The organism is Romboutsia sp. BSD2780061687b_171204_C1, from assembly GCF_015560225.1.
Lineage (GTDB): Bacteria > Bacillota > Clostridia > Peptostreptococcales > Peptostreptococcaceae > Romboutsia_C > Romboutsia_C hominis.
In genome coordinates this window covers 69,800-85,471 of the sequence record NZ_JADMRK010000004.1, presented here as the reverse complement: position 1 = coordinate 85,471, position 15,672 = coordinate 69,800, and the positions used below count along the sequence as shown (strand labels likewise).

Sequence of the window (15,672 nt, the reverse complement as noted above, 5' to 3'; positions counted from 1 at the left end):
GACGTATGAAAAGTTATACATTAGTATCACCATGCTTTTTTGGTATGGAAAAAATGCTAGCAAGAGAAATAAAAGAGCTAGGTTTTGAAATAGTAAAAACAGAAGATGGTAGAGTAACTTATAAAACTGGAGAAGATGGTATCGCTAAAGCTAATATGTGGTTAAGATGTGCAGAAAGAGTACACCTTAAAATTGCTGAATTTGAAGCTAAAACTTTTGACGAATTATTTGAAAATACTAAGAGAATAGATTGGTCAAGATACATTCCTTATGAAGCTGAATTTCCAGTATCAAAAGCATCATCTATAAAGTCAAAGTTATATAGTACTACACATATACAATCAATAGTAAAAAAAGCTATAGTAGATAGTTTAAAAGCTAAGTATATGGAAAGAGGACTACTAAAAGAATGTAAAGAAAAATATCCTATATATGTATTTATACATAAAGATATAGTAACTCTTTACATAGATACAACAGGAGATGCTCTTCATAAAAGAGGATACAGAGAAAGAGCTAACAAAGCACCTATAAGAGAAACTTTAGCTGCTGGTATAGTTGATTTAACACCTTGGAAACCAGGTAGAATATTGGTTGATCCTATGTGCGGTTCGGGGACTATGCTTATAGAAGCAGCTATGAAAGCTATAAATATGGCACCAGGTATGAATCGTGAGTTTATATCTGAAAAATGGAGAACTATAGATAAAAAAATATGGTGGGATGTTAGAAAAGATGCCTATGAAAAAATAAATGAAGATATAGATTTTAAAATTTATGGATATGATATAGATGAAGAAACTATAGAAATAGCTAAGGAAAATGCAGAAATAGCTGGAGTTGATCAATATATAGAATTTAATGTTTTAGATGCAACTAAATTTAAAAGTGATGAAGAGTATGGGTTTATAATAACAAATCCACCTTATGGAGAAAGACTTGAAGACAAAGAAAGTGTCCAAATGCTATATAGAAATTTAGGAAATGCCTTCTTTAGACTTAGAAATTGGTCATATTATTTAATAACTTCTTATGATGAATTTGAAAAAGAGTTTGGAAAACAAGCTGATAAAAAGAGAAAGTTATACAATGGAATGTTAAAAACAAACTTATATCAATATATAGGTCCAAAACCACCTAGAAAATAGTAATATTTAACCCTCTAATATACTATATATAATATAAAGAGTATTTTAGGGGGTGTATTTATGCTTAGAGTTAATAGTAAAAATCGAAAAAAATCACCTAAAGAAAAAACAATTAAGGCACCTAAATATGAAGAGGATTTAAATGAAGTCATACTTAATGATTTCCTTACTGAAGAAAGAAAAAATAATGATGAGTTAGAAAAAGATGTTAAGTCAAAAAAATCAAATAAGTTAAAGGTAAATTTAGGCCTAGGAAGCAAAAAATCTAAACCAAAAAACTCTAAGAAACATCAAGAAGAAAAAGATTTAGCACAGGTAGAGGAAAAAAATAGTAAACAAGTAGAAGAAAAGAGCAAAAATAGCAATAATCCTAGCAAAAAGAGTAAAAATCAAAAAAGTAATAAGTCAGCAACTAAGAAACCTTCTAAAAATAATAAGATAAAACCAAAAGAAGAAGTTAGCCATAAAAAAGTCAAAAGTAAAAAGTCTTCAAATCAAAAAGGAAAAAAAGTAAAACCTTTAAGTGATGAAAGTAATATATATGTAGATGAAAATCAACTTAGTAATGAAATTAATTCTGACGGATATTATGAAATTGAATCAGATGATTCAGTAGGATTTAGAACTATACAAGAAGAGTCATCTAATGAAGATAATGTAGTGGAAAGTGAAGAAAGCAGCAATAAATTTGAAAATATAGTTTGGTCAGAAGAAAAGTTTACAAAAAAATAAAGCTGTTAAAATCATATATAAATAAAAAAAAATAAATAGTGATAAAATAAAAAAGCTTAGTTATTCTAAGCTTTTTTTATATATTAAGGTATTATAAATATGTTCGCCAACACGTTGCTTAGGCGAAGTGAATTTTTTATTAAAAAAATAAGGAGAAAAAATATGACTAGTAAAGAGATATTTAATGAGGTAGATGAAATATTACTTAAAAGTAATAAACCTTCTAAAGATATAAGAAGGTTAATTGAAAATGGAGAATTTGATAAAGAGCCATTTGAAATGATAAAAAATCTAGAGAAGGTAGAACAAAATCTAAAATATCATCCAGAAGGAAATGTATTAAATCATATACTATTAGTAGTTGATAAAGCTAGTGAAGTAAAAAAACTTTCAGAAAATGAAAGAGTATTTATGTGGTCAGCTTTACTTCATGATCTAGGAAAACTTACAACGACAAAAATTAGAAGGGGCAAAATAACATCCTATAATCATGATATAGAAGGTGAAAAAATTGGTAAAGTTTTTTTAGATATGGTAAGTAATGACAAAAAATTTAATGAAAGTGTATCTAAAATGATAAGATATCACATGCAACCATTATTTTATGATAAAAATCTTCCTTTTTTTAATCCACAAAATATGATAAATGATGTAAAATATAAAGAGATAGCATTATTATCTTTTTGTGATAGATTAGGAAGAGGAAATTTAAGTTTAGAGACTATAAATAATGAAAAGGAAAGAATAGAAAAGTTTAAACAATATTTTAAAACATACAAAGGATAGGAGGTTTTAGATGAAATTTTTTAAGTTATTAATTGGGGCTAGCTTAATTGTATTTTTAACAACTGGATGTAGTATAACTTCAGAATCTCCTGAAGAGCTTATTAAAGATAAGCCTTTATATAATCAAAATGAATCAGATTTATATAAAGGTATAAAAAAATTACTAACAAAACAAACATCTTTGTTACAGCCAAATAATTCAAAAGAAGCAGCAAAAATAAATGAGGTAGATTTAGACAATGATGGAGAAAAGGAATTAGTAGTATTTCAAAAGAAAGAAAGCCAAGATGATAAAAAAGATGAAGTGGGATTTATTGTATTAACTAAGAATCCTGATGGTACATATACAAATAAAGAAAAAGCTTATTCACTTCAAGAAGGTGAAGAAATACAATATGCTAATTTTTATGATTTAAATAATGATGGAAAAAAAGAAATAGTACTTCTTATAAAATCAGAGGGAAAAACTAATATGTATATATATAATTTTATTGATGATGAAGTAAAAAAAGTATACACATTAGATCCTACATGGTTAGAAGATAGTAAAAATCTTTTAGATATGAAAGTAAAAATTGGATATATTGATGGAGATGATAAGTTAGATATATTAATGCTACATTTTAATCCAAAGACTAATAAAGCATATGCAAGTTTAGCTAACTTTGATAAAGGCCTTAAGCTTGTTAACTATGTTGAGTTTGATAATATAAAAAGTCTGAATAATTCATATATAACATTAGGCACTATATCAACTGAAAATAAAAAGGGTAAAACAATTGAACATAAAGGCATAGTACTTGATATGCCTATACTTAAAAATGATAACTATATAACACAGATATTGTACTTAAAAGATGGTAAATTAAAAAAAGCATTTAAAGATGACGATAAAAGTATAATGAAGCCATACTACATACCAGTAGAGGATATAAACAATGATAAGGTTATAGATATACCTATAGTAAATGGAAGTGGAAATATATATACTTCAAAAACCTCAGCAACTATAAGCTGGTATAGATGGAATGGAAAAGAAAATCTAGAAGATTCATCATTATTATTTACAATTCAGATATATTATAATTATCAATATAAATTTAGCCTTTTAATACCTAATGAACTAGTAAACAAGTTCTATATAGAACAAGATTATCAAGAGCAAAGTAGTGATGTATTATTTAAATTCTATTATTATGATATACTAGAAACAAAACCTAAAGAATTATTTACAATAGCTGTTGTTAATAAAAATATAATTGATGAAAATAAAAAGAATGTCAATCAATCGTCAATAACACTTGGTGAAAATAACGATTATACTTTCACATTATATATAAACAACTTAGAACAATTAAAAAAATTAAAAATAAATGAAGAGGCATTGAAAGAGTATTTCTCACTTATATATTAATTATTGGGAGGTTTAATATGAAGGAAAAAATATTAATATTAGAAGATGAAATAGGAATAAGAAGTTTTGTTAGTATAAACCTAAAAAGGGAAGGATATGAAATAATAGAAGCAGGAACAGGACAGGAAGCATTAGAAAAAATAAGCAAAGAACCAGATATAAAGCTAGCTCTTTTAGATGTTATGCTTCCAGATATAAGTGGTATAGAAGTATGTAAGTTTATTAGACAAAACTTTGATCAGGTAGGTGTAATAATGCTTACAGCTAAAGCACAGGAAGATGATAAAATCGAAGGGTTTATATCAGGTGCAGATGATTACATGGTGAAGCCTTTTAGTATAAAAGAACTATTAGTAAGAGTATCAGCGCTTTTAAGAAGAGTTAAAAAAGACGAAAATTTATCAAAGGGAAATGAGATAGTATCAGATTCATTTGTATTAAATTTAGATAAAAGGAAATTATTCAAAGATAATGAAGAAATAGAACTTACACCTACTGAATTTTCAATAGTTAAATACTTAATGAAAAATTCAAATCAATCATTAAGTAGAGATCAAATACTTAATGAAGTGTGGGGAACTAATTATTTATATGATTTTAAAATTGTAGATGTAAACATAAGAAGAATAAGAAATAAAATAGAAGAAGACCCATCTAAGCCTAAATATATACAAACAGTTTGGGGTTATGGATACTGTTTTAGAAAGGAAGAATGATATTGTTACATTTTGAAGGCTTAAGAAAGAAGATAATAAAAAATTATTTTACTATAATAATTATAACTGTTATATTATTTGAAGGTCTTTTTATGTTTTATGTACAAAACTACTATTATGATTATGTAAGTCAAATTTTAAAAAGTGAAGCAAATAATATAAATAGACAATATAATAATAACATAGTAAATGAAGCTGATAGCTTTGAAAATAAAGTAAATGCTATACTACAAAAAGAAAATAAAATAAATGCTATATTACAAAAAGAGCACTCAAGTAGTGATTCAAAATTTGCTATTTCAATTATAGATAAAAACTCAAAGATGATTATAGATCAATATGGATTTAAAACTAACGTAGATGTAAATGGAGAAGATATAAGTAGAGCTTTAAAAGATGAGAATAATTTGACTCCATATGTATATAAAATTCCTGAAACAGGGGAGCATGTTATGAGTATATCTGTTCCTCTTAAGACTAACAATATAATAGAAGGTGTAGTAAGATATACTATTTCTTTAGAAGAGATAGATTCAACTATATTTAGAGTAATACTTGGGTTAGTATTAGCAGGAATTTGCATATTGCTAATAGCAATATCTTTAAGTCTTAGATTTGCAGAAACTCTTATACAGCCTCTTAGAGAATTAAAACAATTTGCAAATGAACTAGCACACGGAAACTACAGTATAAAACTTAAAAATGTTAATATATCAGATGATGAAATAGGTGATTTAGCAGAAACTTTCATACATATGGCAGAGGAAATAGACAAAAGTGAAAAGTTAAAAGAAGAATTTATATCATCTATATCTCATGAACTTAGAACTCCTCTTACATCTATAAAAGGATGGAGTGAGACACTTTCTTATGAAGGTATAGGCAAAGAAGAGTTAGACCTAGGCTTAGGTATTATACAAGATGAAACAGAAAGACTTATAAAGCTAGTTACAGAATTACTTGATTTTTCTCGCCTTGCATCTGATAGAATAAAATTAAAAATAGATTTAGTAGATATAAGAAAATTATCAGTAGGTGTTGTTAATCAGTTGAAAGTTAAATCTAGTGAAAAAAATATAGATTTATCTGTAGAATTTATAGGAGATTATTTTGAACCTATACAAGGAGATAAAGATAGACTAAGACAAGTTTTAATAAATTTAATACAAAATTCTATCAAGTTTACAGATAACAATGGATTTGTAAAGCTTATAGTATCTCAAAATGAGGAGTATACAACAATAAAAGTTACTGATAATGGTTGTGGTATAGAAACAGAAAATTTAGATAAAGTACTAGATAAATTCTTCCAAGAAGATTATAACAAAGCAGGTAGTGGTTTAGGGCTTGCAATAAGTAATGAAATTGTAAAACTTCATGGTGGATATATGAATCTAGATAGTGAAAAAGGTGTTGGAACAACTATGACGATAGTTGTAAAAAATAAACTTTTAGAATCTATAGATTATTAAATAGTATTAAATATCATAAAAATAGGATATACTTAGATAAAGTATATCCTATTTTTATATAATTAAGGATTATAAATTAATGAAAAGAGGAACAAAATGAGAAATATAAAAATGACAATAAAATATGATGGCTCAAGATATAAGGGGTTTCAAAGATTAAAAGATAATGATATGACAATACAAGGAAAGATAGAAGATGTTCTTAGTAAAATGACTAACGAACATATAGAAATAATAGGATCTGGAAGAACTGATATGGGAGTTCATGCAAGAGGACAGGTTGCTAATTTTAAGACAAATTCTAAGTTAAGTTTAAAAAAAATGCAAGATTATCTATATAATTATCTACCGGAAGATATAGTTATAACTGAACTAGAAGAAGTTGAAGAAAGATTTCATAGTAGATATAATGTTAAGTCAAAAACTTATTTATATAAAATAGATAATAATAAATATCATGACCCATTTACTAGAAGATATACTACTCATATAGAAAAAAAACTAAATATAGATTTAATGAGAGAGGCAAGTGAATATTTAGTTGGGGAGCATGATTTTACTAGTTTTGCTTCTTCTAAATCTAAGAAAAAATCAAATGTTAGAGAAATACATTCAATAGTAATAAATGAAAATAATAATATGATTGATATATATGTTCAAGGTAATGGATTTTTATATAATATGGTAAGGATAATAGCGGGAGCATTAATAGATGTTGGGTCTAAAAGAAAAACTCCACAAGACATAAAAATAATGCTAGAAAATAAAGACAGATCTAAATCATCTGATACGGCACCAGCTAAAGGACTTTGCTTATATAAAGTTACATATTAATACTAAAATAGATGGGAGAAATCCCATCTATTAGAATATATGATTTAAGTCAAACTGTTCATTTTCTATTATATTATGTAATGCATTTTTTATTCTTTGTATCTGTTCAAGTGACATACCTTTATCTTTAGCATAAATAGAACCTTGAAGAATATCTAAATATAAAGATACTTCTCCAAAATACTCATGATTAAATACTTTATACCAAGAATCCTTACTTTCATTAAAGCTTGTGTCATATTCATCTAAAGCTTTTTTAGCACTATCCCAATCACCATCCTTTATATGAAGTTCTATTGATTCAGCTTTTTCAGTGTATAATTTAGCAAAATCATCAAATTTATCAAGAGAATAAAAACTAAATAATAAAAATAAAACTGTCCAAATAAGTGAACATATTAAAGCCTTCAATAAATTTCACCTCATATCTATCGATTTATCTTGTTTGTATAAATACCTTATCATTTTCATCAATACTTAATAATAGGATATCTTTTTTATTTTTTATATTTTTTTTACTTAATATTTCATATAGCCATTTTTTATCTTTTCCAATAATTCTAAGATTTTTATCTATAATATAACCATCTATTATAAGAGACATAGGAAGATGTTCAAAGCATTTTGTAGGGATATCTTTGTATGATGGTGAAGGTAATATACTTAAATTGCCATCTGTTTCAAGTATTGCATATTGAACATCACAAACCTTAAAATACCCTTCAATTCTAAGTTGTTCAAGAAGTTCATCTATTGTAACTCTTTGTTTTTCTAATTCCTTATAATCTATTTTGCCTTTATTTATTAAAATAGATGGAGCCCCGCATAAAAAAGTTCTAACTTTTCTATTTTTTAAAGTTATATAAGAAACAACTATTTGAATAAGCGTAAGGCCTGTAACAGAAGCTATACCATTAATTAAAGGTATATTATTGTTTTCCATAGGCAATGCAGCAACTTCTGCTATTAAAAGAGTTATTACTAAATCAAATGTATTCATTTCTGCTATTTCGCCTTTTCCCATAATTCTCAAAGATATTAAAACAACCATATAAAGTAAAATACTTCTTACCAATACTAACACCATAATTATTTTCCTTTCACATTATATGATAAGTTATTTTACCCTTATTTATAAATTATGATACATAAAACTTAAATTTAATATCTTTAAAATAATTTATAAATTTGATATAATATGGTTTAGTAAATTTGTTTGAAAATAAATAAATATTAATATAAATGTGTAGTTCATTTAAAATTACTGAGGAGATGAAATAGATGAGCAAAAGAAAACAAATAGAAGTTCCTATAGAAAAAATAAAAGAACAAGATAAGTTTATAGATGCAATAAAAGAACAAAACACTAGATATTATGCAATACATCAAGCAAAACCTAGATATTTGATACAAACATTTGGATGTCAAATGAATGAACATGATTCTGAAAAACTATGTGCTATGCTTGAAGCTATGGGGTATGAAAAAGGATTGACTGCTGGAGAATGTGATTTAATAATATACAATACTTGTGCGGTTAGAGAAAATGCAGAATTAAAGGTATATGGTAATTTAGGTCAGTTAAAAGGTCAAAAAAGAAAAAATCCTAATTTAAAAATAGCAGTTTGTGGATGTATGATGCAACAACCTCATGTTGTTAAAGAATTAAAGTCAAAATATAGACATGTTGATTTAGTATTTGGAACACATAATCTATACAAATTCCCTGAATTATTAGTTAAGTCAATGGATGAAAATACTATGTTAGTTGATGTATGGGATGTTGATGGTGAAGTTGTAGAAGGTTTAAGAAGCAATAGAAAATTTGAACTTAAAGCTTTTGTAAATATAATGTATGGTTGCAATAACTTCTGTACTTACTGTATAGTACCATACACTAGAGGTAGAGAAAGAAGTAGAAAGCCTGAAGATATAATATCTGAAATAAAAGAATTGGTAGCTAATGGGACAAAAGAGGTTACATTACTTGGGCAAAATGTTGATTCATATGGAAAAACACTAGAAGAACCAATAAGCTTTGATAAGTTGCTTAGAATGGTAAATGAAATAGAGGGAATAGAAAGAATCAGATTTATGACTTCTCATCCTAAAGATATATCTGATGAAGTTATATATGCTATAAGAGATTGTGACAAAGTATGTGAATTTTTACACTTACCAGTTCAATGTGGAAGTTCAACTTTACTTAAAAAGATGAATAGACACTATACTAAGGAATATTATTTAGAAATTATAGAAAAAGCTAAAAAAGAAATACCAGATATAGCATTTTCTACTGATTTAATGATAGGATTCCCAGGTGAAACAGAAGAAGATGTATTAGATACTATAGATGTAGTTGAAAAAGTAAGATATGACTCAGCATTTACATTTATATATTCAAAGAGAGAAGGAACTCCAGCAGCTAAGATGGAAGATCAAATACCAGAAGATGTAAAACACGAAAGATTTAATAGAGTACTAGACAAAGTTAATGAAATAGTTGCTCAAATAAATAAAAGTTATGTAGGTAAAACTGTTGAAGTTTTAGTTGAAGGAAAAAGTAAAACTGATGATAATAAGTTTACAGGAAGAACAAGACAAAATAAGTTAGTAAACTTTGAAGCTAAAGAGGATGAAGATTTAATAGGAAAGTTAGTAATGGTTGATATAACTAGTGCTACTAACTTCTCATTAGTAGGAAAAATAAAATAAATAAAAAAGGTATCTCTTGTGTAATTTCAAGAGATACCTTTTTATTTAAAATATAGAATATTAACTAGATGTATATAAGAATTAACAAAATTTTTAATTATTAAGGAAGTAATTAACACTTCTAATTAGATATTATAGATAAAAAGTTTTCTAGTATTTTTGCTGTTATACCCCAAATTGTATAATTTTTATAAGAATAAAATAAAACAGAATAATTACCTGTATCAAATTTATAATTTTCTTTATTAGGAATTTTATCAAATGGAAAATCTGAACTTGGTATAGTTTTAACATCGCTATTATAAATATTTGGTACACTTTCTAGTAAATATGATATAGGAACTAAGAATATGTGATCTACCTCAGAAGTATTTATACTAAAATTATCTATATCATTTATATATCCTAAAAATGGATGTATTATTAAGTTTGATGGAGTAACTAGTAAATCTAATTCACAAATAATATCAATATTATTATAAGTTGTTCCAAGCTCTTCACATGTCTCCCTTATAGCCGTATCTATAGGTAATTCCCCAAGCTCTATTTTACCACCAGGGAAACATATTTCATTAGGTTGTGCTTTTAAATTTTTAGATCTAACTTCAAATAAGATATAGTGCTTATTATCTTTTTTTACTATTGGAATTAACACAGATGCTTTTTTCATATTTTCATGTCCGTTTATATATGCCTTATAGTTTTTAAATTTTTCTTTAAAATTGTAAATCATAAAGTCCTCCTTGTTAATGTCATAATACTATTATAATATGAATTATAAAAAATTATAGCAAAATACAATTTAAATAATAGCTAATTAGTAAAATAATAGAAACATCAACTAAAAATATATGCTTATATAAGCTAGTTAATTTTTAAATTTAAAAACTAACTATAAGATAAAATTCATGTTATAATTATATATGACTTTAAACTATAATTAGTAAGGAGATTAAAATGTTAGAAGACATCACAAGAAATGACATAAATATATATGTAAAAGAAGATGAAAGATACATAAGCATACCAAAAGATATAATAAATAATAATACACATCTATTAGGTGATTATATAAAAATACAGTCAAGTATAAATAACTTAAAATCTGATATAAATAGATATCTATTTGATAAAAATAGTGCTAAAAACGATACACAGATATTAAATGATATTATAAAATTAAAAAGTGAAGAAAAATTAGAAGATGTACTTGCTTATACTGACATAGATTTAAGTAATATAGAAGATAAATTAAAAAAGCTTTGTGCATGTTTTTCTATAAGTGTAGATGATATAAATTCTATCAAAGATGAATTAGCAAGTAATTATGTAAATAATTCACACGATATGGGTGTAGTAGACAAGTTATACATAAATGAAATAATTAAACATATAGAGGATTCTCATATGTATTCCCTTAGAGATAGATCTAGATATGGGACTATATCTAATGAATATAAGGTAAAAAGTAGAGATGAGATAATAGATTTAAATGAACATGAAATAGGTGGACAATATGCTCCAATACTTGTTATATATAGACCTGCAAAGTATGTAAGAGGTGAATATATACTAGAAGAGAAATCTTATGTATATATAAAAAGGCAACCATTAAATGCCCTTATAAATCAAGAAAGATTAGAAGAAAAAGGTATTGATTCTATGGGAGCTATAATTTATAAAAAGTTAAAGGCAGATCTTACCAATGAAAATCTTCAAGAAATACTAGCCGAACTTTATGTATATTCACAACAAAACTCTTTAAAATTTGAAAATATAAGACTAGCAGATATAACTTCCAATAAAGTATGGATGACAGCAGATAAATTAAAAAAAGAATTCAAAGAACTTAGATATTACAATAAAAACCTTACACAAAAAGTTAAAGAAATATATGATTCTGCTAATAATTATTACACTCAAATAGGAGGAAAGTACATATTTAACACAAGAGAATTTATGCACTCATACAAAACATTTAAAGGTAAGGATATTAGTAAATAAAAATAAAGTCTACATATATTGTAGGCTTTATTTTTGTAAATTTACTTTTGAGTTGATACATAAAATGACTTTTTATATAATTAATATATAGTGTCATAAAAAATCAGATAAAAGGAGAACGTGTATGGGAGAGAAATTTGTAATGTCATTTAGCGGGGGAAAAGATAGTACTCTAGCATTATATAGAATGATAAAAAGAGGTTATGAGCCCGTGGGTTTACTTGTAACCTTTAAAAAAGGCAAAGATAGTTCATTTACACATAGTATAAAAAAAGATTTATTATATAAAGTAAGTAAGTCTTTAGATATACCATTATTAATAGTAGAATGTGACATGAATAATTATGAAAAAGAATTTACAAAAACACTTTTAAAAGCCAAGGATATGGGAGCTAAAATTTGTGTATTTGGGGATATAGATATAGTAGATCACAGAAAATGGTGTGAAGATAGATGCAGTGAAGCTAATATAAAGTGCGAACTTCCACTTTGGCAAGAAGACAGAGAAGCTTTAGTTTATGAATTTATAAACGAAGGATTTGAAACTGTTATAAAAATAGTTAACTTAAAATATTTACCAATTGATTTATTAGGACAAACTTTAAATAAAGATGTAGTTAAAAGAATAAAGGATTTAGGAAGTGATCCTTGTGGAGAAAATGGAGAGTATCATACTTTTGTAGTTGATGGACCTATATTTAAAAATAAAATAAAGTACATACAAAATGAGAATGTCGTAGATAATAACTATGGTATATTAGATATATCATTAGTATAATTATATTTTGTACAAGTAAAAAGATATAGTTTTTAACTATATCTTTTTATGATTATTTAAATATAAAAAATATTTAAAAAGTTAAAGAAATGTAAAAAATTTAACATAAAATTAACAAAACATGTCGAAAATTCTGATAAGATAAAGAGGTGACAAAAAAGTAAGAAAAATAACCATAATTTTCTGAGGAGGAATAGACAGTGAGCATATTCATAAACCTTATTGGAGGTTTAGGACTTTTCTTATATGGAATGAACTTAATGGGAGAAGGTCTTCAAAAATCTACTGGACCTAAGCTTGAAAAAGCTATCGAACTTTTAACTAGTAATGTAGTAATGGGTGTTTTAGTTGGTGCCGTTGTTACAGGAATTATACAAAGTAGTGGAGCTACTACTGTAATGGTAGTTGGTTTTGTAAATGCAGGTATAATGAGTTTATACCAAGCAATAGGTGTTATAATGGGTGCAAATATAGGTACTACAGTAACAGCTCAGTTAGTATCATTTGATGCAAGTATAATATCATCATTAGCCCTTGGGGTAGGAATTATATTATATATGATAGGATCTAAATCAAAGCCAAATCTAAAAAATATATCAGAAATATTAATAGGTTTTGCTATATTATTTATAGGTATGGAATTTATGAAAGAGGCTGTGGCACCTTTATCTAAAATTGAAGCATTTAGAAATATGCTGCAAGGTCTTGCAAGTCATCCAGTAATAGCTTTACTTGCTGGTTTTGCTATGACAACTTGTTTACAAAGTTCAAGTGCATCAATGGGAATATTAATAGCGTTAGCATCACAAGGATTAATGCCACTTTCTGGAGCATTACCAATATTATACGGAGATAATATAGGAAGTTGTACAACATCTTTAATATCAAGTATAGGAACTAACAAAAATGCAAAAAGAGCTGCAGTTATGCACTTAACATTTAATGTAATAGGAACAATATTATTTATGATAGTACTTAACAAACCAATAAGTATGATAGTTACACATTTAGATCCAACAGATATATCAAGACAAATAGCAAACTCTCATACTTTATTTAATATAATAAATGTAATAATATTATTACCATTTTCTAAGTACATAGTTAAGATAGTGATGAAGCTTATACCTGATAATGGTGATGAAGAATATGATGAAAGAGCAACTAAGTTTTTAGATGAGCGAATGCTAGAAACTCCATCAATAGCATTAGGAAATGTTGTAAAAGAAACCTTAAGAATGGGAAGAAAAGCCAATGAAACATTAGAGTGTTCAATAAAAGCTATTAGAGAAAATTCACAAGAAGATATTCAAAAAACTTTTGATAAAGAAGACATAGTAAATCAATTACAAAAGAAGCTTATAGATTATTTAGTGAAATTATCTAAGAAATCTTTAGATGATAAATTAATAGAGCAAGTTGACTTTTTATTTAATACAGTAAATGATATAGAAAGAGTTAGTGATCATTCTGAAAATATGGCTGAACTAGCACAAGATCTTATAAATTCAAATGCTAATTTATCAAAAGAAGCAAAAGATGAAATAGCATATATTTATGAAAAAGTTACAAAAGTATATACATTATCTCTTCAAGCTATGAAAGAAGATAATAAAGAACTAGCAAAAGAGGTACTAGGCTTAGAAGAAGAAGTTGATTGTATGGAGAAATCATTTAGATCAAGTCACATGGAAAGATTAAATAAAAATCTATGCAAAATAGACTCTGGTATAGTTTACTTAGATTTATTAAGTAATTTAGAAAGAATAGCAGATCATTCAACTAATATAGCTAAAAGAGTTATACATTCAAAATAATTAAAAAAACAACCCTAAAAAACAGGGTTGTTTTTTTATGATTTATATTACTATTTTGTATTAAAAATTTAAGATATAGATTTTTACAATACAAAATAGTAATATATACATATATGGTAGAAATAATAAGGAGACGATATGAAAGAGTTACTTGATTTATTTAAAACTTTTGCAAGGATCGGTGGATTAACATTTGGAGGTGGTTATGCAATGCTTCCTATGTTAGAAAAAGAAATAGTAGATAATAAAAATTGGGTTACAAATGAAGAACTATTAGATTACTACGCAGTAGGGCAAGCTACACCAGGTGTAATAGCAATAAATGTTGCAACATTTGTAGGATATAAAACAAAAGGTATATTAGGAGCAGCTTTTGCTACAATAGGAATGGTATTCCCATCACTAGTTATAATTATATTAATAGCATCAACTCTTAAGAATTTTTCTAATTATAAAATTGTACAGCATGCATTAGGTGGCATAAGGGTAGCAGTAAGTGTTTTGATATTTAATGCAGTTTGTAAGCTGTATAAAAACTCAGTTAAAGATAATATAGGAACTATAATATTTTTATCAACCGTTATACTAGGTGCATTTTTCTATGTTTCTCCTATTTATATAGTAGTAGGGGCGGCAGTATTTGGTATAGCCTTTAAATATAGGAGAGATGAAAAATGATTACATATATACAGTTATTCTTTGAATTTTTTAAAACTGGACTATTTGCAGTAGGTGGTGGACTTGCAACACTCCCGTTTTTAAGTGATATAGCAAGTAAATATAATTGGTTTGATAAATCAATGTTAGCTGACATGGTGGCAGTTAGCCAATCAACACCAGGGCCTATGGGAATAAATATGGCAACATTTGCTGGATATAATGCTAAAGGTATTATAGGTTCTTTAGTTGCAACAACAGGACTTGTACTTCCATCATTTATAATAATAATTATAATAGCTAACTTTTTAAATAAATTTAAAGAAAATACTATAGTTACATCTATATTTTATGGATTAAGACCCGCAGTAACTGGACTTATAGCAGTAGCTTTATTTGAAATATTAAAGTTATCTATAATAACTGTAAGTAATTTTGTTGAAAGTAAAAATATATTATATATATTTGACTACAAAGCTTTAATATTAGCTATAGGTATATTTATATTATCTAGAAAATCTAAAAAACACCCGGCTATATTTATTTTAATAGGAGCAGTAGCTGGAATAATATTAGGGCTTTAAAAGATTAGTCAATTT

At 26.2% G+C, this 15,672-nt stretch carries 16 protein-coding genes; 13 read left to right on the top strand and 3 right to left on the bottom strand.

Annotated elements, in window-relative coordinates; translation table 11 throughout:
* Positions 1–5: 5 nt before the first annotated feature.
* The 7 genes from I2H23_RS09610 to truA all read left to right on the top strand — a co-directional run bounded on the left by I2H23_RS09610 (position 6) and on the right by truA (position 7,102).
* The gene (locus I2H23_RS09610; RefSeq protein ID WP_195581561.1) at positions 6–1,148 is read left to right on the top strand and encodes a THUMP domain-containing class I SAM-dependent RNA methyltransferase; all 1,143 of its coding nucleotides are present in this window, start codon (positions 6–8) and stop codon (positions 1,146–1,148) included.
* Positions 1,149–1,208: 60 nt separating this feature from the next.
* A complete protein-coding gene (locus I2H23_RS09605; RefSeq protein ID WP_195581560.1) occupies positions 1,209–1,880 on the top strand; it encodes a hypothetical protein in 672 nt (223 codons plus the stop codon).
* A 162-nt stretch (positions 1,881–2,042) separates the two neighbouring features.
* Positions 2,043–2,666 (top strand): HDIG domain-containing metalloprotein, encoded by a 624-nt coding sequence (locus I2H23_RS09600; RefSeq protein WP_092925404.1) that lies wholly within the window; start codon positions 2,043–2,045, stop codon positions 2,664–2,666.
* A 10-nt stretch (positions 2,667–2,676) separates the two neighbouring features.
* On the top strand, positions 2,677–4,080 hold the full coding sequence (locus tag I2H23_RS09595) for an FG-GAP repeat domain-containing protein (RefSeq protein ID WP_092925406.1): 1,404 nt from the start codon (positions 2,677–2,679) through the stop codon (positions 4,078–4,080).
* Positions 4,081–4,097: 17 nt separating this feature from the next.
* Complete coding sequence (gene walR / locus I2H23_RS09590) at positions 4,098–4,796, top strand: cell wall metabolism DNA-binding response regulator WalR (protein ID WP_092925408.1); 699 nt, start codon at positions 4,098–4,100, stop codon at positions 4,794–4,796.
* Between the two features lie 2 nt (positions 4,797–4,798).
* Positions 4,799–6,268, top strand: coding sequence for a sensor histidine kinase (locus I2H23_RS09585; RefSeq protein ID WP_092925410.1), 1,470 nt, complete (start codon positions 4,799–4,801; stop codon positions 6,266–6,268).
* 96 nt (positions 6,269–6,364) lie between these two features.
* Complete coding sequence (gene truA, locus I2H23_RS09580) at positions 6,365–7,102, top strand: tRNA pseudouridine(38-40) synthase TruA (protein ID WP_166505563.1); 738 nt, start codon at positions 6,365–6,367, stop codon at positions 7,100–7,102.
* 30 nt (positions 7,103–7,132) lie between these two features.
* Here the strand turns inward: truA and I2H23_RS09575 are convergent, their stop codons facing one another.
* Together I2H23_RS09575 and I2H23_RS09570 are read right to left on the bottom strand one after the other, a co-directional pair.
* A complete protein-coding gene (locus tag I2H23_RS09575; protein WP_195581559.1) occupies positions 7,133–7,513 on the bottom strand; it encodes a DUF4363 family protein in 381 nt (126 codons plus the stop codon).
* Between the two features lie 25 nt (positions 7,514–7,538).
* A complete protein-coding gene (locus I2H23_RS09570; protein WP_092925416.1) occupies positions 7,539–8,189 on the bottom strand; it encodes a DUF421 domain-containing protein in 651 nt (216 codons plus the stop codon).
* A 194-nt stretch (positions 8,190–8,383) separates the two neighbouring features.
* Here I2H23_RS09570 and miaB point away from each other — a divergent pair, with 194 nt between their 5' ends.
* On the top strand, positions 8,384–9,817 hold the full coding sequence (miaB, locus tag I2H23_RS09565) for a tRNA (N6-isopentenyl adenosine(37)-C2)-methylthiotransferase MiaB (protein WP_092925418.1): 1,434 nt from the start codon (positions 8,384–8,386) through the stop codon (positions 9,815–9,817).
* Between the two features lie 121 nt (positions 9,818–9,938).
* On the opposite strand, the gene I2H23_RS09560 is transcribed toward miaB, so the two are convergent.
* Complete coding sequence (locus tag I2H23_RS09560; protein ID WP_195581558.1) at positions 9,939–10,550, bottom strand: NUDIX hydrolase; 612 nt, start codon at positions 10,548–10,550, stop codon at positions 9,939–9,941.
* Positions 10,551–10,774: 224 nt separating this feature from the next.
* Between I2H23_RS09560 and I2H23_RS09555 the strand changes: the two genes are divergently transcribed.
* From I2H23_RS09555 to I2H23_RS09535, 5 genes are all read left to right on the top strand, one after another.
* Complete coding sequence (locus I2H23_RS09555) at positions 10,775–11,821, top strand: hypothetical protein (RefSeq protein ID WP_092925422.1); 1,047 nt, start codon at positions 10,775–10,777, stop codon at positions 11,819–11,821.
* 124 nt (positions 11,822–11,945) lie between these two features.
* Positions 11,946–12,599, top strand: coding sequence for a diphthine--ammonia ligase (locus tag I2H23_RS09550; RefSeq protein WP_092925424.1), 654 nt, complete (start codon positions 11,946–11,948; stop codon positions 12,597–12,599).
* Positions 12,600–12,799: 200 nt separating this feature from the next.
* Positions 12,800–14,416: a Na/Pi cotransporter family protein gene (locus tag I2H23_RS09545; protein ID WP_092925426.1), complete on the top strand. Its 1,617-nt coding sequence runs from the start codon at positions 12,800–12,802 to the stop codon at positions 14,414–14,416.
* A 138-nt stretch (positions 14,417–14,554) separates the two neighbouring features.
* Positions 14,555–15,094 carry a chromate transporter gene (locus I2H23_RS09540; protein WP_092925428.1) on the top strand — a complete coding sequence of 180 codons (540 nt, stop codon included), beginning with the start codon at positions 14,555–14,557 and terminating at the stop codon, positions 15,092–15,094.
* On the top strand, positions 15,091–15,657 hold the full coding sequence (locus I2H23_RS09535; RefSeq protein WP_207733573.1) for a chromate transporter: 567 nt from the start codon (positions 15,091–15,093) through the stop codon (positions 15,655–15,657). The genes I2H23_RS09540 and I2H23_RS09535 overlap by 4 nt, the downstream gene beginning before the upstream one ends.
* The last annotated feature ends 15 nt before the right edge of the window (positions 15,658–15,672 follow it).

Excerpts from the sequence above, each read along its gene's own strand:
- I2H23_RS09610 (WP_195581561.1), top strand. The coding sequence starts at position 6 with ATGAAAAGTTATACATTAGTATCACCATGCTTTTTTGGTATGGAAAAA.
- I2H23_RS09605 (WP_195581560.1), top strand. The coding sequence starts at position 1,209 with ATGCTTAGAGTTAATAGTAAAAATCGAAAAAAATCACCTAAAGAAAAA.
- I2H23_RS09600 (WP_092925404.1), top strand. The coding sequence starts at position 2,043 with ATGACTAGTAAAGAGATATTTAATGAGGTAGATGAAATATTACTTAAA.
- I2H23_RS09595 (WP_092925406.1), top strand. The coding sequence starts at position 2,677 with ATGAAATTTTTTAAGTTATTAATTGGGGCTAGCTTAATTGTATTTTTA.
- walR (WP_092925408.1), top strand. The coding sequence starts at position 4,098 with ATGAAGGAAAAAATATTAATATTAGAAGATGAAATAGGAATAAGAAGT.
- truA (WP_166505563.1), top strand. The coding sequence starts at position 6,365 with ATGAGAAATATAAAAATGACAATAAAATATGATGGCTCAAGATATAAG.
- I2H23_RS09570 (WP_092925416.1), bottom strand. The coding sequence starts at position 8,189 with ATGGTGTTAGTATTGGTAAGAAGTATTTTACTTTATATGGTTGTTTTA.
- miaB (WP_092925418.1), top strand. The coding sequence starts at position 8,384 with ATGAGCAAAAGAAAACAAATAGAAGTTCCTATAGAAAAAATAAAAGAA.
- I2H23_RS09560 (WP_195581558.1), bottom strand. The coding sequence starts at position 10,550 with ATGATTTACAATTTTAAAGAAAAATTTAAAAACTATAAGGCATATATA.
- I2H23_RS09555 (WP_092925422.1), top strand. The coding sequence starts at position 10,775 with ATGTTAGAAGACATCACAAGAAATGACATAAATATATATGTAAAAGAA.
- I2H23_RS09550 (WP_092925424.1), top strand. The coding sequence starts at position 11,946 with ATGGGAGAGAAATTTGTAATGTCATTTAGCGGGGGAAAAGATAGTACT.
- I2H23_RS09540 (WP_092925428.1), top strand. The coding sequence starts at position 14,555 with ATGAAAGAGTTACTTGATTTATTTAAAACTTTTGCAAGGATCGGTGGA.
- I2H23_RS09535 (WP_207733573.1), top strand. The coding sequence starts at position 15,091 with ATGATTACATATATACAGTTATTCTTTGAATTTTTTAAAACTGGACTA.